This is a genomic window from Enterobacter bugandensis (assembly GCF_900324475.1).
GTDB lineage: Bacteria > Pseudomonadota > Gammaproteobacteria > Enterobacterales > Enterobacteriaceae > Enterobacter > Enterobacter bugandensis.
This window is the reverse complement of the sequence record NZ_LT992502.1, coordinates 3,847,718-3,863,123: the sequence shown is the minus strand read 5'-3', so window position 1 is coordinate 3,863,123 and position 15,406 is coordinate 3,847,718. Positions and strand designations below refer to the sequence as shown.

Annotated in this window: 17 protein-coding genes and 1 tRNA gene; 6 read left to right on the top strand and 12 right to left on the bottom strand. The window is 53.6% G+C overall.

All coding sequences use genetic code 11. The annotated features are described in order from the left end of the window. Positions 1-1,518, top strand: a complete 1,518-nt coding sequence (gene lysS / locus DG357_RS18630) for a lysine--tRNA ligase (RefSeq protein ID WP_047364497.1) — start codon at positions 1-3, stop codon at positions 1,516-1,518. A gap of 38 nt (positions 1,519-1,556) precedes the next feature. Here lysS and idi read toward each other — a convergent pair whose 3' ends face one another. Further along, positions 1,557-2,099 carry an isopentenyl-diphosphate Delta-isomerase gene (idi, locus tag DG357_RS18625; protein WP_041908358.1) on the bottom strand — a complete coding sequence of 181 codons (543 nt, stop codon included), beginning with the start codon at positions 2,097-2,099 and terminating at the stop codon, positions 1,557-1,559. A 163-nt stretch (positions 2,100-2,262) separates the two neighbouring features. Between idi and actS the strand changes: the two genes are divergently transcribed. The 3 genes from actS to DG357_RS18610 all read left to right on the top strand — a co-directional run bounded on the left by actS (position 2,263) and on the right by DG357_RS18610 (position 3,862). After that, positions 2,263-3,006: an amidase activator ActS gene (actS, locus tag DG357_RS18620; RefSeq protein WP_041908359.1), complete on the top strand. Its 744-nt coding sequence runs from the start codon at positions 2,263-2,265 to the stop codon at positions 3,004-3,006. 80 nt (positions 3,007-3,086) lie between these two features. Continuing rightward, a tRNA-Gly gene (locus tag DG357_RS18615) sits at positions 3,087-3,160 on the top strand. A gap of 387 nt (positions 3,161-3,547) precedes the next feature. Then, complete coding sequence (locus DG357_RS18610; RefSeq protein WP_020882780.1) at positions 3,548-3,862, top strand: hypothetical protein; 315 nt, start codon at positions 3,548-3,550, stop codon at positions 3,860-3,862. On the opposite strand, the gene DG357_RS18605 is transcribed toward DG357_RS18610, so the two are convergent. From DG357_RS18605 to DG357_RS18565, 9 genes are all read right to left on the bottom strand, one after another. Then, the gene (locus tag DG357_RS18605) at positions 3,859-4,668 is read right to left on the bottom strand and encodes a DUF4225 domain-containing protein (RefSeq protein WP_047364495.1); all 810 of its coding nucleotides are present in this window, start codon (positions 4,666-4,668) and stop codon (positions 3,859-3,861) included. The two genes, DG357_RS18610 and DG357_RS18605, sit on opposite strands and share 4 nt — an antisense overlap. A 184-nt stretch (positions 4,669-4,852) precedes the next feature. Further along, positions 4,853-5,278, bottom strand: coding sequence for a hypothetical protein (locus DG357_RS18600; RefSeq protein ID WP_088204237.1), 426 nt, complete (start codon positions 5,276-5,278; stop codon positions 4,853-4,855). After that, positions 5,256-5,669 (bottom strand): polymorphic toxin type 44 domain-containing protein, encoded by a 414-nt coding sequence (locus DG357_RS18595; RefSeq protein ID WP_224222661.1) that lies wholly within the window; start codon positions 5,667-5,669, stop codon positions 5,256-5,258. Before DG357_RS18595 ends, DG357_RS18600 begins: the two co-directional genes overlap by 23 nt. Beyond that, positions 5,666-6,157: an Hcp family type VI secretion system effector gene (locus tag DG357_RS18590; protein ID WP_088204235.1), complete on the bottom strand. Its 492-nt coding sequence runs from the start codon at positions 6,155-6,157 to the stop codon at positions 5,666-5,668. The genes DG357_RS18595 and DG357_RS18590 overlap by 4 nt, the downstream gene beginning before the upstream one ends. Positions 6,158-6,334: 177 nt before the next feature. Then, positions 6,335-7,405 (bottom strand): ABC transporter ATP-binding protein, encoded by a 1,071-nt coding sequence (locus tag DG357_RS18585; protein WP_088204234.1) that lies wholly within the window; start codon positions 7,403-7,405, stop codon positions 6,335-6,337. Then, positions 7,398-9,167 carry an ABC transporter permease gene (locus DG357_RS18580; RefSeq protein ID WP_045260923.1) on the bottom strand — a complete coding sequence of 590 codons (1,770 nt, stop codon included), beginning with the start codon at positions 9,165-9,167 and terminating at the stop codon, positions 7,398-7,400. Before DG357_RS18580 ends, DG357_RS18585 begins: the two co-directional genes overlap by 8 nt. A 79-nt stretch (positions 9,168-9,246) precedes the next feature. Continuing rightward, on the bottom strand, positions 9,247-10,335 hold the full coding sequence (locus tag DG357_RS18575; RefSeq protein WP_028014307.1) for an ABC transporter substrate-binding protein: 1,089 nt from the start codon (positions 10,333-10,335) through the stop codon (positions 9,247-9,249). A gap of 168 nt (positions 10,336-10,503) precedes the next feature. After that, positions 10,504-11,199 (bottom strand): response regulator, encoded by a 696-nt coding sequence (locus DG357_RS18570; protein WP_088204233.1) that lies wholly within the window; start codon positions 11,197-11,199, stop codon positions 10,504-10,506. Further along, complete coding sequence (locus DG357_RS18565; RefSeq protein WP_088204232.1) at positions 11,183-12,823, bottom strand: ATP-binding protein; 1,641 nt, start codon at positions 12,821-12,823, stop codon at positions 11,183-11,185. Before DG357_RS18565 ends, DG357_RS18570 begins: the two co-directional genes overlap by 17 nt. Before the next feature lie 178 nt (positions 12,824-13,001). Between DG357_RS18565 and yjdI the strand changes: the two genes are divergently transcribed. After that, positions 13,002-13,232 (top strand): 4Fe-4S mono-cluster protein YjdI, encoded by a 231-nt coding sequence (gene yjdI / locus DG357_RS18560; protein ID WP_088204231.1) that lies wholly within the window; start codon positions 13,002-13,004, stop codon positions 13,230-13,232. 10 nt (positions 13,233-13,242) lie between these two features. Further along, a complete protein-coding gene (locus DG357_RS18555; RefSeq protein WP_028014304.1) occupies positions 13,243-13,515 on the top strand; it encodes a GNAT family N-acetyltransferase in 273 nt (90 codons plus the stop codon). A gap of 36 nt (positions 13,516-13,551) precedes the next feature. On the opposite strand, the gene DG357_RS18550 is transcribed toward DG357_RS18555, so the two are convergent. Further along, complete coding sequence (locus DG357_RS18550) at positions 13,552-14,781, bottom strand: amino acid permease (RefSeq protein ID WP_049136424.1); 1,230 nt, start codon at positions 14,779-14,781, stop codon at positions 13,552-13,554. A gap of 119 nt (positions 14,782-14,900) precedes the next feature. Beyond that, a complete protein-coding gene (locus DG357_RS18545; protein WP_088204230.1) occupies positions 14,901-15,362 on the bottom strand; it encodes a multidrug/biocide efflux PACE transporter in 462 nt (153 codons plus the stop codon). Positions 15,363-15,406: the final 44 nt, after the last annotated feature.

Genomic DNA, 15,406 nt, shown 5'->3' with positions numbered 1-15,406 from the left:
ATGTCTGAACAACAAGCACAGGGCGCTGACGCGGTAGTCGATCTTAACAACGAACTGAAAACCCGCCGCGAGAAGCTGGCAGCGCTGCGCGAGCAGGGCGTGCCGTTCCCGAACGATTTTCGTCGTGACCACACCTCAGACCAACTGCACGCTGACTTCGACGGTAAAGAGAACGAAGAGCTGGAAGCGCTGAACGTTGAAGTGTCCGTGGCTGGCCGTATGATGACCCGTCGTATCATGGGTAAAGCGTCCTTCGTGACCTTACAGGACGTTGGCGGCCGCATTCAGCTGTACGTCTCCCGTGACGACCTGCCGGAAGGCATCTACAACGAGCAGTTCAAGAAGTGGGACCTGGGCGATATCCTGGGCGCAAAAGGTAAACTGTTCAAAACCAAGACCGGTGAACTGTCTATCCACTGCACCGAACTGCGTCTGCTGACCAAAGCCCTGCGCCCGCTGCCGGACAAGTTCCACGGTTTGCAGGATCAGGAAGCGCGCTATCGTCAGCGCTACCTGGACCTCATCTCTAACGATGAATCCCGCAAGACCTTCAAAATTCGCTCCCAGATCATGGCCGGTATTCGCCAGTTCATGGTCAACCGCGACTTTATGGAAGTGGAAACCCCGATGATGCAGGTGATCCCTGGCGGCGCGTCTGCGCGTCCGTTCATCACCCATCACAACGCCCTGGACCTGGACATGTACCTGCGTATCGCGCCGGAACTGTACCTGAAGCGTCTGGTGGTTGGTGGTTTTGATCGCGTGTTCGAGATCAACCGTAACTTCCGTAACGAAGGTATCTCCGTTCGTCATAACCCAGAGTTCACCATGATGGAACTCTATATGGCGTACGCGGACTACAAAGATCTGATCGAGCTGACCGAATCCCTGTTCCGTACCCTGGCGCAGGACATTCTGGGCACCACGCAGGTTCCTTACGGTGAAGAAGTGTTCGACTTCGGCAAGCCGTTCGAAAAACTGACCATGCGCGAAGCGATCAAGAAGTACCGTCCGGAAACCAACATGGCGGATCTGGATAACTTCGACTCTGCGAAGGCCATCGCTGAAAGCATCGGCATCAAGGTTGAGAAGAGCTGGGGTCTGGGCCGTATCGTGACCGAGATCTTCGAAGAAGTGGCCGAAGCGCACCTGATTCAGCCGACCTTCATTACCGAATACCCGGCGGAAGTCTCTCCGCTGGCGCGTCGTAATGACGAGAACCCGGAAATCACCGACCGTTTCGAATTCTTCATCGGCGGCCGTGAAATCGGCAACGGCTTTAGCGAGCTGAACGATGCGGAAGACCAGGCGCAGCGTTTCCAGGATCAGGTTGACGCGAAAGCAGCAGGCGATGACGAAGCGATGTTCTTCGACGAAGACTATGTGACCGCGCTGGAGCACGGCCTGCCGCCAACCGCAGGTCTGGGTATTGGTATCGACCGTATGGTGATGCTCTTCACCAACAGCCACACCATTCGTGACGTGATCCTGTTCCCGGCAATGCGCCCGGTGAAATAAGGCGTTACGTTGCTAAAAAAGCCCCGAAAGGGGCTTTTTTATTGCGCCGCGAACGCTCTCAGCGCGTCTCGCGCGACCGTTGCTTCCTGCACCATCCACGGGCTAAAGCTCCATGGGGCGGCGTCCAGCGCGCGGAATAACGACTCCAGCGTCACCCATTCAAATGCCATCACTTCATCATGGTTAATTCGCAGTTCGCTGGTGACGCGGGCAGCGAAGACCGGGCAAATCTCGTTTTCCACGATCCCGGAAGGATCCGTTTCGCGGTAGCGGAATTCTGAGGCGACAGGCGTAATCGCGGTAATTTCTGCGCCAATCTCATCGCGGCAGCGACGGATAATTGCCTCTTCCGTCCGTTCACCAGATTGAGGGTGACCGCAGACGGAGTTCGTCCAGACGCCCGGCCAGGCTTTTTTACTTAGTGCGCGTCGGGTTACCAGACACTCGCCTTCGGCGTTAAACAGCCAGGATGAGAACGCCAGATGCAGAGGGGTTTGGGCAGTATGCGCGGCGTATTTTTCCTGAGTGCCAATTACCATTCCCTGGTCATTAACCAAAATAACGTGTTCTTGAATACTCATTCATGCTCCAGTGCCAACGATGCGGATGGTTCTGCACCATCAACAGGGAGCATTATACGGCAATCTTATACGAACGGTTTGTTTCCAGGAGCGGAAAAGGGCTGACCCATATCTCTCCGGGCTGGTATCATAGTGCGCCATTCATGCTGACCGAGGATCTGTTTTGTTTGCAGGAAGCCTGACGAGAAACCCCATCATCGCCATCTTTTGCCTGACGCTGACGCTATTCCTGGCTGGCTGTTCAGGAAGCAAATCGTCGGATATGGGTAGCTATTCCGGTTCGGTCTATACCGTTAAGCGCGGGGATACGCTGTACCGGATTTCGCGCGCAACGGGGACCAGCGTGAAGGATCTGGCGCGCCTGAATAACATCTCTCCGCCGTACACCATCGAAGTGGGGCAAAAGCTGAAGGTGAACGGCAGTTCGTCCTCGGGCAAAAAATCCTCATCGAAAGGCAAAACCGCCAAAGTGACGCCGTCCTATCAGGTGCCGCAGTCGTCATGGCCGCCGGTTGGACAGCGCTGCTGGATTTGGCCTGCCAGCGGTAAAGTGGTCGCCCCTTACTCACTCTCTGAGGGTGGCAACAAGGGTATTGATATCGCCGCTGCGCGCGGTACGCCGGTTTATGCCTCCGGGGCAGGGAAGGTGGTTTACGTCGGTAACCAGCTGCGCGGCTACGGTAACCTGATCATGATTAAGCATGGCGAAGACTACATCACGGCCTACGCGCACAACGACACGATGCTGGTTAACAACGGGCAGAACGTGAAGGCGGGGCAGAAGATTGCCACCATGGGCAGTACCGGTACCGATTCGGTGAAGCTGCACTTCCAGATCCGCTATAAGGCGACGGCCATCGATCCGCAACGCTATCTTCCTGCGCCCGGCAGCAAACCGAAGTGCTAAGTGATTATTTAATCGCCGGTTAGTTGTGAAGAGGCTTGTATGAAGGTGCGTAAGGTCTATAATGCCTTACGCACCTCAAAGCGGGCGTAGTTCAATGGTAGAACGAGAGCTTCCCAAGCTCTATACGAGGGTTCGATTCCCTTCGCCCGCTCCAGATCTCCTGATAAAGCAATAAGTTATAACTTATCAGTTAGTTACGTAGCCCTGCTTTAGCAGGTACAACTTAAACTACCCATTGTTCTACGCCCGTACCTGTCGCATGATTGGTCTGTGGTACAAGGGAGCATATCTTCACGCTGGCGGTGGTTCCTGGTTCTTACCGCGACAGTACAACAACGAACAAAAAGCCGCATACCTGGCATAACTCCCGAACAGACTGATCACACGCATTTAAGCCCGATGTGAGGCCTTATGGCTGCTATTGTCTGAAATCTGATACATTGCACAAACATCATGTGGATTGCTGTAAAGTTCATCAGTATGATTGCTAGCACAATCAGCGATTGGGAAAGCACTTCTGGAAGATAAGGGACGAGACGATATGAAAGTGACTGATGAAGCTTTGTTACGTTCAGGGTTTACGCAGCCCGAATTGCAGAAGATAAAAAGCAATATTGAAAAATATGGAGGAACGCTTGGAGAGGCCATAAATGACCTTGCCAGGCGATTTGTTACCTTGGCGGGAGTGGTGGCTGTGTGTGCCTTAATCCTACTGCTACTTATCGTCTTCAGCTCACCTGATAGAGCATTTGCATGGGGGCTGGCGATGATCTTTGGGGTTGCCATTATGTCCTTCGCACAGCCGCCGGTAATTTCCTATAAATCCTGGCGTTACCGAAAAACTATCAAGGATTAATTGGTTCCATTTTCGGTTGTCAATAGATCGAAAATCACTTTTGCTTTAACACCATAACCGACAATCTTCATTGTTAGCTTAGGAGTGCTCATTGTGCTGACTTTGCGATAGTAATCATGTGGAAGCCAGCGAAATAATCTCCAGGCTCCAGTTTTTCGAGCGAGTCCTACAATGCTGTACACACTGGCACCAAGAGTAACACCATTATAGAGAGCCAAGCCCGTGTTAGGATTAAATCCCATGAACTGGGCCGTATGCATCGCGGAGTCAGCAATGATACCTTGCGAGGGTTTATGTCCTGCTGGCTGAGCAAAGTTGAGCACTTCTTTCGTTAATCCGTTCATTCCATCGGCAATCAGGACTGCCCCAGCCAGCATACCAATCGGCCCCATAGTGGATAACATCATAAAGCCACCAAAGAGAACCACGCCTGATAGCACCACATTTACAGCGGATATAACATAACCGACGATTTTATTATTTTCCTTAACAAATTCGACCTTCGCGTAAAGCTGTGCGGCTCTGGTTCTTAACAGGCGTTCTTGTTCGTGTAGATTATCCGTTTCGGCCCGCAGATTTTTGATGCAAGCAATGCATTCTTCATCGGTTTTGGCCCGTCGTGCAGTTTCAAATTCTTTATCTACAACCTGTTTTATCTCTTCGACAAACTTGATGCGTGTAAGACCATCTTGCAAATAGAATGCTGACAGCCGATTTGCTGTTTCGACGAGTTTCCGGGCTTCAAGATTCACCATGGTATCTGACCATGTTCTGTTCCAGCCCCTGTTGAGCAGCGCAATATCCATTAAAGACTCCTTCCCAAAATGTGTCTGGTCATTTTACGTGCAATAAGGTCGAAGACAACAGGAAATACTTTCACAACCCGCCCCCGTGGGGGGCCGTCTCTTTATTCTCCCAATTTACATCCTCCTGCTTAAAATATCCTGGTGTTGCCACTGCGTCACACCAGCGTGAAAGCTGGCTATACTCTTAGAAAGGTAAAGCGGTGAGGTAGACAGGTACTGAGTAGATTGAATCACGCACTCTATAAGCCGCCCGGTTGTGAAAGGTGTAGATGGTTCCCTTCACTGACAGATAGATCGCATCATTTTCGACTTTCCTCAATGCGTTTTTGTCCGTAGTGATCATGAAAGGCTCGTCATCGTCCTTCAGACTCTTAATAAATGATTTATCGTCTTTGTTAGCATCATACAAATAGAAACGGTAGGAAAAGCCTGTGGTGGCGCCTGCACTCGCTTCCGTGATGAATAGATTAGCCAGGTTGTTTACTTTCACCTTCTTGATAATCTCTTGCTCAAGTGGTGAGAAGTGCAGCATCTTGTAAACCCCAAAGGCGATAACAGTCAACGGTATCAGAAGAAGATACCGTCTCTTAAAAACCTGTGCGTTTTGCATAGTCGATACCCGCTCTTATCCAATATTGGTCATTAGGATCATCGCCGTATGGCGTTGAGCCATACCAATTACCAAAAGCCGCATCAGTTGTTCCTGCGCGACTTTGCGCCCATCCTGCGCCCCTAAGTAATACTTCGTCGGGAATCCCCGCAGCGTAACCAACAGCCCCGTAATGGAAGTTTCCAAAACTCTCGAACTGTCTATCGCGCTGTTTGTAATCCCATGGTCCATGCCCTCTTACCTGCTGATAAAACCATGCATAGGTGAGGGCTGACGGGCCACGATGAAAGCGAGCCATCATCATATTACTGACGATATTCACGCCTGGCGGGGCGAAAGAGGACACATCAAACGGCGGGTGAGGCGATACCGCTAATGTTGGGTATCTCACGCTTGCGCTCTCTCATTCCATGCATCGGTGAACTGCACGTTACCATCGCAGTATTTCCATGTGATTTTTTCATAACGAAGTTCTACGCACTCAAGGTGGGTATGCTTCTCTTTGGTCGGATCTTTGGTGTCGTGCATCACTGGCGAAACGCCGACAACTTTTACGCCTTCAAGCAGGAAGTTGAAGTATTCCGCTTCCTGTCCTGCGTCGTTGATCTTGTACCATTTGAACTCAGCAGATTTTAGCGTCTGACCAGTGGCTACGGCTTTATAGAGGTAGGGGGATGAACTATCAAACTCTTTTTGAATTAGCACAGCCGAGTGCTTGCGGGTTCCTGTGATCTTTCCCGTCATTCCGTCCGTTGGAATGCTGAGATTATGGGAAAATCCGGTGATCTCAATGCTGCCCTCACGGTCTTGAACGTCTACAGATCCTTTAATGTCTGCGCCGCCGTCATCTTTAAGCCATAGGTAAGCTGGAATAGCCATTTTTCTTTTCCTCATGTTGTTATACAAATTCATAAGGAAATTGTTCCGACAGGGAAAGTGGGTGGTAAATAAGCGTATCAAATTCAATTCGTTATATTTTATTGAGTTTGAGTTAAGTTAAACTAAATACATTTTTAATGTAAAAAGGCTGCATCCCGCAGCCTTTTCTTTTCACATTCACCCTTTCGGGAACACCCAAACATGCTTCTCCGGCAGCGAAAGATGGCAGTGCTGCGGATCCCGAACCTCATGCCCATACGCGCGAATGACAAAATCATCTCCCGGCGTGCGGAACAGGTACTCCCAGTGGTCACCAAGATACATGCTGGTGAGCAGCGGCAGTTCAAGCTGATTTTCCCCTGGCCCCTCAACCACCGCCACGCGCTCGACCCGGATCACCGCCGTAGCGTCATTACCGCTCTGTACCCCTTCGCCCGCCTGGCCCCACAGCACCCAGCCTTTTCCTTCGATACGCGCTCTGCCGTCGCGCACTTCGGTGACCTTACCGTGCAGGCGGTTGTTGCTGCCCATAAACTCGGCGGTAAACAGCGTTTTTGGCGAGCCGTACATCTCCTGCGGCGTGCCCTGTTGCTCAATTTTGCCGTTGTTAAGCAGCAGGATGCGGTCGGATATGGACATCGCTTCGTTCTGGTCGTGCGTCACCATCAGCGCGGATAACCCGAGTTTGATAATCAGCTCGCGCAGGAACACGCGGGCCTCTTCGCGCAGCTTGGCGTCGAGGTTGGAAAGCGGCTCGTCCAGCAAAATCACCGGTGGGTTGTACACCAGCGCCCGGCCAATCGCCACGCGCTGCTGTTGCCCGCCGGAGAGCTGGTGCGGGTGACGTTTGCCAAGATGGCCCAGACCCAGCTGGTCCAGCACGTCCTGTACGCGCTGCTGGATCTCTTTGGCCGGAACTTTACGCAGCTTGAGCGGATAGGCCACGTTCTCAAACACGGTTTTGTGCGGCCATAGGGCATAGGACTGGAACACCAGCCCCAGGTTACGCTCTTCTGCCGGGATCTCACTGCGCGGCGTGCCGTCGTAAACTTTATTGTTGCCAATGACAATCGACCCCTGCGTCGGTTTTTCCAGACCCGCGACGGCACGCAGCAGGGTGGTTTTACCACTGCCGGAGGGGCCTAACAGAGAGACCACTTCGCCGCGCTTCAGGTTCATGGAGACACCTTTTAAAACAGGATTGTCGCCGTAGGTTAAGTGCAGATCGTCAACCGCTAATTCAATCATGTATTTTCACTCCGAAACGAAGGGCAATGCCCAGACCTACCACGACCAGCAGGATGTTAATGAAAGAGAGCGCCGCCACGATATCAATGGCACCCGCGGCCCAGAGGGAAACCAGCATTGAACCGATGGTCTCCGTGCCGGGGGAAAGCAGATACACACCCGTTGAGTATTCGCGCTCAAAGATCAGAAACATCAGCAGCCACGAACCAATAAGACCGTAGCGGGAGAGGGGAATGGTCACATGGCGGGTGATCTGCCCGCGCGTCGCCCCGGTGCTGCGCGCGGCTTCTTCAAGCTCTGGCCCCACCTGCAGCAACGTGGAAGAGATAAGCCTCAGCCCGTAAGCCATCCACACCACGGTATAGGCCAGCCAGACGCTGAAAATGGTGCTGCGCAGCGAACGCAGCCAGACGATGACGTTCTCGCGCATCCAGTCGGTCCAGGCGAACCCGGAAAGCCAGCCGGATTTCAGCGAGTTGTCCAGCCACATCGGCAGGAACAGGAACACCCACAGGAACGCCAGACCGGCAAGCAGGCCAGGCACGGCGCGCGGCACCAGCACGCTGTAGTCCAGGAAGCGCGTGGTGTTATCCGGTTTGCGGTGCATCGCAATCCCGACGAACAGGTAGCACGCCACGGCCAGCGCGCCGCCAATCACCCCAATTGCCATGGAGTTGACGATGGCGCGCAGCAGGTTGGGCTGTGCCCAGATGGTGCGGAAAGTGCTCAGCGAAAGCTCATCCCACAGCGAAACGCCCACACCCCAGTTGGAGATAAACGCGCGCAGCACTACGCCGAGCAGCGGCACGCCGATGGTGACGGTGAGCCAGAAGGCAACCACCGCCCCGGCAACCCAGCGCCATTTGCCCAGCGGTAACGCGCGAGCCTGTGAGGCTTTCCCTTTCATCGTGACGAAGCGGTTGGCGGTGCGCATCAGACGGCGCTGGAGCATCACCAGTGGGATGGTGATGCAAATCAGCACCACGGCAACCGCCGCCATCAGGTGATATGACGGTGTGCCGAGCTTGTTTGTCAGCTGGTACAGGTAGGTTGCCAGCACCATATTGCCTTCCGGATCGCCGAGCACCAGCATCAGGCCAAATACTTCCAGCCCGAGGAAGAACAGCAGCACGATGGCGTACAGGATCGACGGGCGCACCATCGGCAGGCTGACGGAGGTCATCACCTGCAGCGGAGAGGCACCCGCAATGCGCGCGGCTTCTTCCACATCAGAGCCGACGCTGCGCAGCGCGGATGAAATATAGAGATAGGCATGCGGCACGTGCGTCAGGCCAGCAATGACCACGATGCTCGACATATCGTAGATGTTCCACGGCACAAAGCCGATCAGCGCCTGCGCCCACAGGGACAGAAAGCCCACCGGACCGGCGGCCACCACATAGCCAAAGCCGAGCACCATCGGCGATACGAAAATGGGGACCAGGATCAGCGGTTCAATCAGGCGGCGGCCGGGCAGGTCGGTGCGAACCATCAGAAACGCCAGCACGCCACCCAGCGGAATGGCGATGATGACCAGCCCGAAGGCGAGAATAAAGCCGCTTCTCAGGGCCTTATAGAAATCAGGGTCGGTGAAGATAAAGCCAAATGATTCAAGGCTCCACTCTTTTGCCGGAGAAAAGAACGGAGCGGACAGGAAGCTCTGTATCACGATAAATGACAGCGGCGTGTAGATAACCAGAGCGGTTATCAGCACGACGATGCCGCGCGGCAGGCTTTGCCACTTTCTGCGTAATGTATTCATGGGGTATCCCTGGTGTTGCAGCCCAATAAAACGAACTCAGTCGACAGGGAGCGCGACGGCGTGCGCCGCGCCCGAACGCTTATTTGGCGGCGGCTGCACGCCACTCTTTGATGTACTCCAGGCGTTTTTTCGGCTGCAGGTACTCCAGCAGCGTTTCATCAACCGGGATCGGCTTCAGCGCGTTACCGAGGATTTTGGTCAGGCCGTCAATATCATTTTTGCCTTCGATATCGTTACGGATGGAGGGAATATCCGCCTGACTGGCCAGAATGCTTTGCCCTTTTTCAGACAGCACATAGTCCAGCCACAGTTTTGCCGCATTGCTGTTTTGCGCCTGCTGGCTGATGAACGACACGCGCGAGAGCACCAGCGTGTAATCTTTCGGGTACGAAATGCCGAGAGAAGGATCGTTCTTCGCGCGGGCTTCAGCATAGGATCCGAGGATGTTAAAGCCGATCAGGTTTTCACCGGAGGAAACCCTCTCCATCATGGTGCCCGTTGATGACTGCACCGCTAAGCCGCCTTTGGCGACGTCGGCCAGGGTTTTAAAGTAGTTTGGATCGGCCTTGTGATCCTGCACGGAAAGCATAAAGCCAAGACCCGATTTTTCGATGTCGTAGGTGGTGACTTTGCTCTTGAATTTGTCCGTCTGGCTGGCAATCAGCTTCGCCAGCGCGGCGTGAGAATCCGGCACGTCGCCAGCCGGGATCAGGCGCTTGTTGTAGATAAAGACCACTGGCTCATAGGTGGTGCCGTATGCTTTATCTTTCCAGACTGCCCATTTCGGCAGCTGACTTTGCTCCGGCGATTTGTACTCCATGGCGTAGTCGGTGGCGAGTTTCAGCCCGGTGTCCATTGAGGAGCTCCAGACCACGTCGCCGCTACCGCCACCGGAGGCCTGTTCGCTGATAAAACGGTTGTACAGCTCGGTGCTGTTCATGTCGTTGTATTCAACTTTGATGCCCGGGTAGGTTTTTTCGAAACCCGCAATCAGCGGCCCGGCGGCTTTGGTGTCGGTGGTGGAGTAAATCACCACCTTGCCCTCTTTGGTGGCGGCATCGACAACTTTTTGATACTCAGCAGGATAGCCCTGCGGCAGGGCAGAGAGTGCAGAAGCAGAGAACAGGACGGTAGCGGTAAGCAGAGAAATTCGGAACGTGTTCGACATTATAGTTAACCTTTTAGTTACATTTGAGGAACTAATTGTCAACATAGCGTAAAGCGCGCCTCCGACAATAGGGAGGCGCGGGCAATGATTCCGAAGTGTGACTGTCACCATCGTTTCAGCAATTAACACCATAAAATCCGCGAACGTTTGCCTGCGAACGGTTTCGGATTACGGTTTATCATCGGCTTTGCGGTATAGCCGCCGTGGATGACCAATATTGCCATACAGCATTTCGACGATGATTAACCCGCTCTCCACACAGTATTCCAGGTAGCGACGCCCCGTGGTTTTGCTGATCCCCACGTTTTCCACCACCTCTTCAACCGACATCGCGCTGTCGGGATGTTCGGCGAACAGGCGTTTAATCCTTTCCAGCGTTTGGGGTTCAATGCCCTTCGTCGACGGCGTAATGGAGGCTTCCGCGGCAGGCAGATTAAACAGACGATCCAGCGCGTGCTGGTCGACCACCTTCACCTGCTGCACGGTGTGGACGAAGCGCATAAACCGCTCCAGCGAGGCGTGCAGGCGCTGGAAAAAGACGGGCTTGATCAGGTAGTCAAACGCGCCGCTGCGCATGGCATGGCTGCAGGTCTGCATATCGCTGGCGGCGGTGATGAAGATCACCGAGCATTCATAGCTTTTCAGCAGCGGGTTATCGATGAGCTCCACGCCTTTACCGTCCGGGAGATAGTTGTCCAGCAGGATAAGCCGCGGCTGATGCTGACGAATCAGGCTGCATGCCTGCTCAATCGACGCGGCGATGCCCACCACGCGCAAGTGAAAATTCTGCTCGATATACTCGCGATGCAGTTCCGCCAGGTGCGGTTCATCTTCAACGATCACAACGTCAAGTGGTCGGGTCATGCTGTTGTCCATTGGGAATAAACACAGAAAAAATGGTGCCCTGCGGCGTGTTGTCGGCGATCTCTATGCTGCCGCCCGCTTTCCTGATATAGCCTGCCACCAGAAACAGACCAATACCGTGCTCGGTACCCACAATGTCGTTTTCACTTTCCGGTTTGCTGCTGAATCCCTGGCGGAAAATGTGTGGCTTCACCGCCTCATCCACACCGCAGCCTCTGTCTGCCACCTCTATCAACAACTCCTGGTTGCGGTCAGAAATGTAGAGTTCCACCGGCGCGGGGACCGGTGCCTTAAGGGTCGCGTCCACCGCGTTATCCAGCAGGTTACCAATAATGGACATCAGCTCCGTTTCGTTGAGCGTGCCGGGCATGCGGGTGAGCTGGCAGGCCGGGTCAAACTGCAGTTCAACGCCTTTTTCGCGCGCGCTGACGTATTTTCCTAACAGCAGCCCGCACAGGGCCGGAGAGACAAAATGGGCGGAGACAAAATCCAGCACGCGCTGCGCGCCTTCTGACTGCACCTGGATGTAACGGATCGCCTCGTCATAGTGTTTCATCTGCAGCAGCCCCACCAGCGTGGCGGTCCAGTTCAGCTGCTCGTGGCGCATAATGCGCAGGTTGTCCGCATAGCGCTTGATCTGGCTCAGTTGGCTGCTGAGGGTGTTAATGTCGTTTTTGTCGCGAAAGCTGTACACCCAGCCGCTTTCAACGCCGGGTTCGACCTCAATCGCCACGCGGTTAACGATCACCTCTCGCTGGTTAAGCACTGCGATTTGGTCGTGGCGACCAGCGCTTACCGAGGCGTAGCGCTGGGATAAAAAGCCCGGCGACGTCTGCAGAACGTCTTCCAGCGGTTTGCCGATAAGTTCTTTCTCACTTTGATGAATATCGAGCATCTCCCTGGCTGCCCGGTTAATTAAAATCAGCCGCTTCTCTTCATTGATGGCAAATACCCCCTCGTACATGGCTTCTAATAGCGCGCGTTGCTGCAAAACCAACTGGGCGATATCTTTCGGCTCAAGGCGGAACATCTGCTTTTTAAGATTGCGGGTAAACAGCCAGGAGAAAATAAACAGCAACAGCAGAAGGGCAATACCGTACAGTCCAGCCTGCCAGAGAATGCGGGCGTTAATATTGGCGATATACGAGGTCAGATAGCCGACCGAGACGATGCCAATGACCTGATGCTGCGCATTAAAGATTGGCGCTTTGCTGCGCAGCGACACCCCAATCCCGCCCTGACGCACGGAAATAATGGTTTTGCCTTTTAACACCTCCGCATTATCCCCTCCGATCATCGGTAAATTAATGCGCTCCGGTGATTCCGAATGATAAAGGTGCTGTTCCCGGGTATCGCCAATCACAATATAGCTGGCATCGCTTTCGGCACGCAGCGGCTGTATTAAGCGGGCGATACCGGGGATATCTCTGGCTGCCACCATTTCCGCCAGACCCGGTATCAGGGCGATTTCACTGGCCTGAACCCGGGCGCGCTGGCCCAAATCGTGGTGTAGCTGTCGGTCAATAAAATGAAACAGGATCGTTCCCAGCAGAACTAACAGCAGGCAGGAGAAGCACACCAGCGCTAAAAATAGCTTTACCTGAAAAGAGAGTCTGCGTTTCATTCCACCTGTGCTAGCCCTATGAAAGTGAGAGATTTTCGGAGCCTGACATGTGCCAATAGCGGACGCAATCTGGCGAGAAAAGAGTTGTGACCTGGCTTTTCGTTTTCGGCGTTATAGCCATCAGGATCCCGTAAGGCTATGCTTCATTCAGCAAGATAATAATTACAGAGGCAATGTCATGGATAAAGAACTACTGGATGAGGGGTACCGGGCCTATACCGGCGAGAAAATTGACGTTTACTTTAATACCGGGATCTGCAAACACTCAGGTAACTGCGTGCGTGGGAGCGCAAAGCTGTTTAATCTGAAACGTAAGCCGTGGATCATTCCCGATGAAGTGGACATTGAAACGGTTGTACGCGTGATTGATACCTGCCCGAGCGGTGCGCTGAAGTATCGCCAAAAATAAGCGAGGAACCATGGATATTCTGGAAGGCCATAACAAGTTTTACGTGAATGATGAGAACGGCAACCAGGTCGCGGAGATTGTCTTCGTGCCGACCGGCGAGCACCTGAGCATTATCGAGCATACTGATGTGGATGAGAGCCTGAAAGGGCAGGGCGTCGGTAAACAGCTGGTGGCGAAAGTGGTGGAGAAGATGCGCGGTGAGAACCGCAAAATTATTCCGCTGTGCCCGTTTGCGAAGCATGAGTTTGATAAGACGCGGGAATATGACGATATTCGGGCGTAAATAACGCGCCCGGCAGCACGCCGGGCACGAGTACGTCTAGCCAACAAACATCACCGACACGCACAGCACGCCGACGACCAGCGTCAGCAGGCTGCCAATTGAGCGGTACGGTTTCAGGGAAGGGATCAGATACGTCGACAGCGTCGGCATGATAAACAGGATCATGGCGATAAGCGGGCCGCTGATGGCGTAAATCATCGAGATGGCGTTCGGGTTAATGCAGCAGACCGCAAAGGTGATTAACGACACCCCCATAATGGAAATCGCGCGGTTAAAGGCGCGGCTCTTTTTAATCCCCACCTGATTAAGCGACGACTTCACGATCTCCGTCGCCCCTTCAATCACCCCAAAATAGGTGCCGAGGAACGATTTCGACATCGCTACGATCGCCACGATAATCCCGGAAATGCCGAGCCAGGCTGGGGAAGACGGCATCATCGACAGCGCTGACAGAATCGTCACCCCCTGCTCTTTGGCGGCCATAATATAGGACGGTGGGATAGAGAGCAGGCAGCTGAAGACAAAGAACAGCACGCTCAGGCAGATAATCAGGTACGCCACCTTCATGATCTTCTTGCATTTATCCATGGCACCGTCGGCAAACTTCTCGCGACGGTCAACGGCAAACGTTGAGATAATCGGGGTATGGCTAAAGGCAAACACCATAACCGGAATTGAAATCCATACCTGATGCAGCGTTTGGCGATCGAAAGCCATCTGGCTGGTGAGCAACGAGGGCTGCCAGCTTCCGGTGAGATAGATCGAGACAAACAGGAAATAGGCAATCAGCGGAAACACCAGGAAGCCCATCACTTTTATGGTGATATGCCGTCCCATCAGGAAAATCAGATTCAATACCAGCACCACCCCCAGGCTGACCAGCACGCGAACGGCGGTATCCACCGTCAGGTGTTTTGCCAGCTGCTCGGTTAACGAGTTGGTAATGGCCACCGCATAAATCTGCACCACCACAAAAAAGGCGATGAAATAGAGCGTGGTGATCAGATTGCCAATCTTCTTACCATAGTAGTGGGAGACGGCGCCGGTGATCCCTTCATTACCTTTTGTGTTTGACGAGAGAATAAATTGCGCCAGCGCCCGGTGCGGCCAGTAGGTTAACGGATAGGCCACGAGGGCGGTGATAAACAGGACAATAGCGCCTGCGGAGCCCAGCTGAATGGGCAAGAACAGCGTTCCTGCACCCACGGCCGTGCCATAGAGAGCGAAACTCCAGAGAGTCTCATCTTTTGACCAAATTTTCGACATTAGAGCAACGTTTCAACTAACAAACCATCAGAATGGCGTGCAATTTACCATAGTTATGCCTGAAGAGCGCAGTTGCTTCGACGGAGTTTGGCCGGAACAGGCGTCCGGCCAGCGAGGGTTTAGCCTGCCAGAGCGCGTCGTTGCTGGCGACGCTTAAGGAATTTCTCACGCAGGATATCGTATGCCCAGTTATAGAACATGGTGTATGGCAGGAAGAACAGGAAGAAACCAATTTCTAACGTGAATGCCTCAAGCAGGGTCACGCCCAGCACGGCGGCGACAATCGACACGCCGATTACAATAAACCCGCATTCGAACCCCAGGGCGTGCAGCGCGCGCACTTTTGCCGTACGTTTTACGCGCTGGACAGGCCAGAAACGGTCGAAGCCGAAGTTATAGATAATGTTCCAGAGCATGGCGGTGGTAGCCAGGATAATGGTTAACCCACCCATCTCCACCACCGAGCGCTGCATCAGCCATGCCGCCGTGGGGGCGAGAATTGCCGTGGCAATCCCTTCGAAACAGACAGCATGAAAGATCCGCTCCGGCAGCTTACGTTGGAGTGCATCCTGATGTTGCATAGTGTAGACCTCATTAATTCACCGGTATGGGCGTTGATGCAGCC

Bases quoted from the DNA above. Each gene is read 5' to 3' on its own strand.
- lysS (WP_047364497.1), top strand. From the start codon at position 1: ATGTCTGAACAACAAGCACAGGGCGCTGACGCGGTAGTCGATCTTAAC.
- idi (WP_041908358.1), bottom strand. From the start codon at position 2,099: ATGAGTATTCAAGAACACGTTATTTTGGTTAATGACCAGGGAATGGTA.
- DG357_RS18610 (WP_020882780.1), top strand. From the start codon at position 3,548: ATGAAAGTGACTGATGAAGCTTTGTTACGTTCAGGGTTTACGCAGCCC.
- DG357_RS18605 (WP_047364495.1), bottom strand. From the start codon at position 4,668: ATGGATATTGCGCTGCTCAACAGGGGCTGGAACAGAACATGGTCAGAT.
- DG357_RS18600 (WP_088204237.1), bottom strand. From the start codon at position 5,278: ATGCAAAACGCACAGGTTTTTAAGAGACGGTATCTTCTTCTGATACCG.
- DG357_RS18590 (WP_088204235.1), bottom strand. From the start codon at position 6,157: ATGGCTATTCCAGCTTACCTATGGCTTAAAGATGACGGCGGCGCAGAC.
- DG357_RS18585 (WP_088204234.1), bottom strand. From the start codon at position 7,405: ATGATTGAATTAGCGGTTGACGATCTGCACTTAACCTACGGCGACAAT.
- DG357_RS18580 (WP_045260923.1), bottom strand. From the start codon at position 9,167: ATGAATACATTACGCAGAAAGTGGCAAAGCCTGCCGCGCGGCATCGTC.
- DG357_RS18575 (WP_028014307.1), bottom strand. From the start codon at position 10,335: ATGTCGAACACGTTCCGAATTTCTCTGCTTACCGCTACCGTCCTGTTC.
- DG357_RS18570 (WP_088204233.1), bottom strand. From the start codon at position 11,199: ATGACCCGACCACTTGACGTTGTGATCGTTGAAGATGAACCGCACCTG.
- DG357_RS18565 (WP_088204232.1), bottom strand. From the start codon at position 12,823: ATGAAACGCAGACTCTCTTTTCAGGTAAAGCTATTTTTAGCGCTGGTG.
- yjdI (WP_088204231.1), top strand. From the start codon at position 13,002: ATGGATAAAGAACTACTGGATGAGGGGTACCGGGCCTATACCGGCGAG.
- DG357_RS18555 (WP_028014304.1), top strand. From the start codon at position 13,243: ATGGATATTCTGGAAGGCCATAACAAGTTTTACGTGAATGATGAGAAC.
- DG357_RS18550 (WP_049136424.1), bottom strand. From the start codon at position 14,781: ATGTCGAAAATTTGGTCAAAAGATGAGACTCTCTGGAGTTTCGCTCTC.
- DG357_RS18545 (WP_088204230.1), bottom strand. From the start codon at position 15,362: ATGCAACATCAGGATGCACTCCAACGTAAGCTGCCGGAGCGGATCTTT.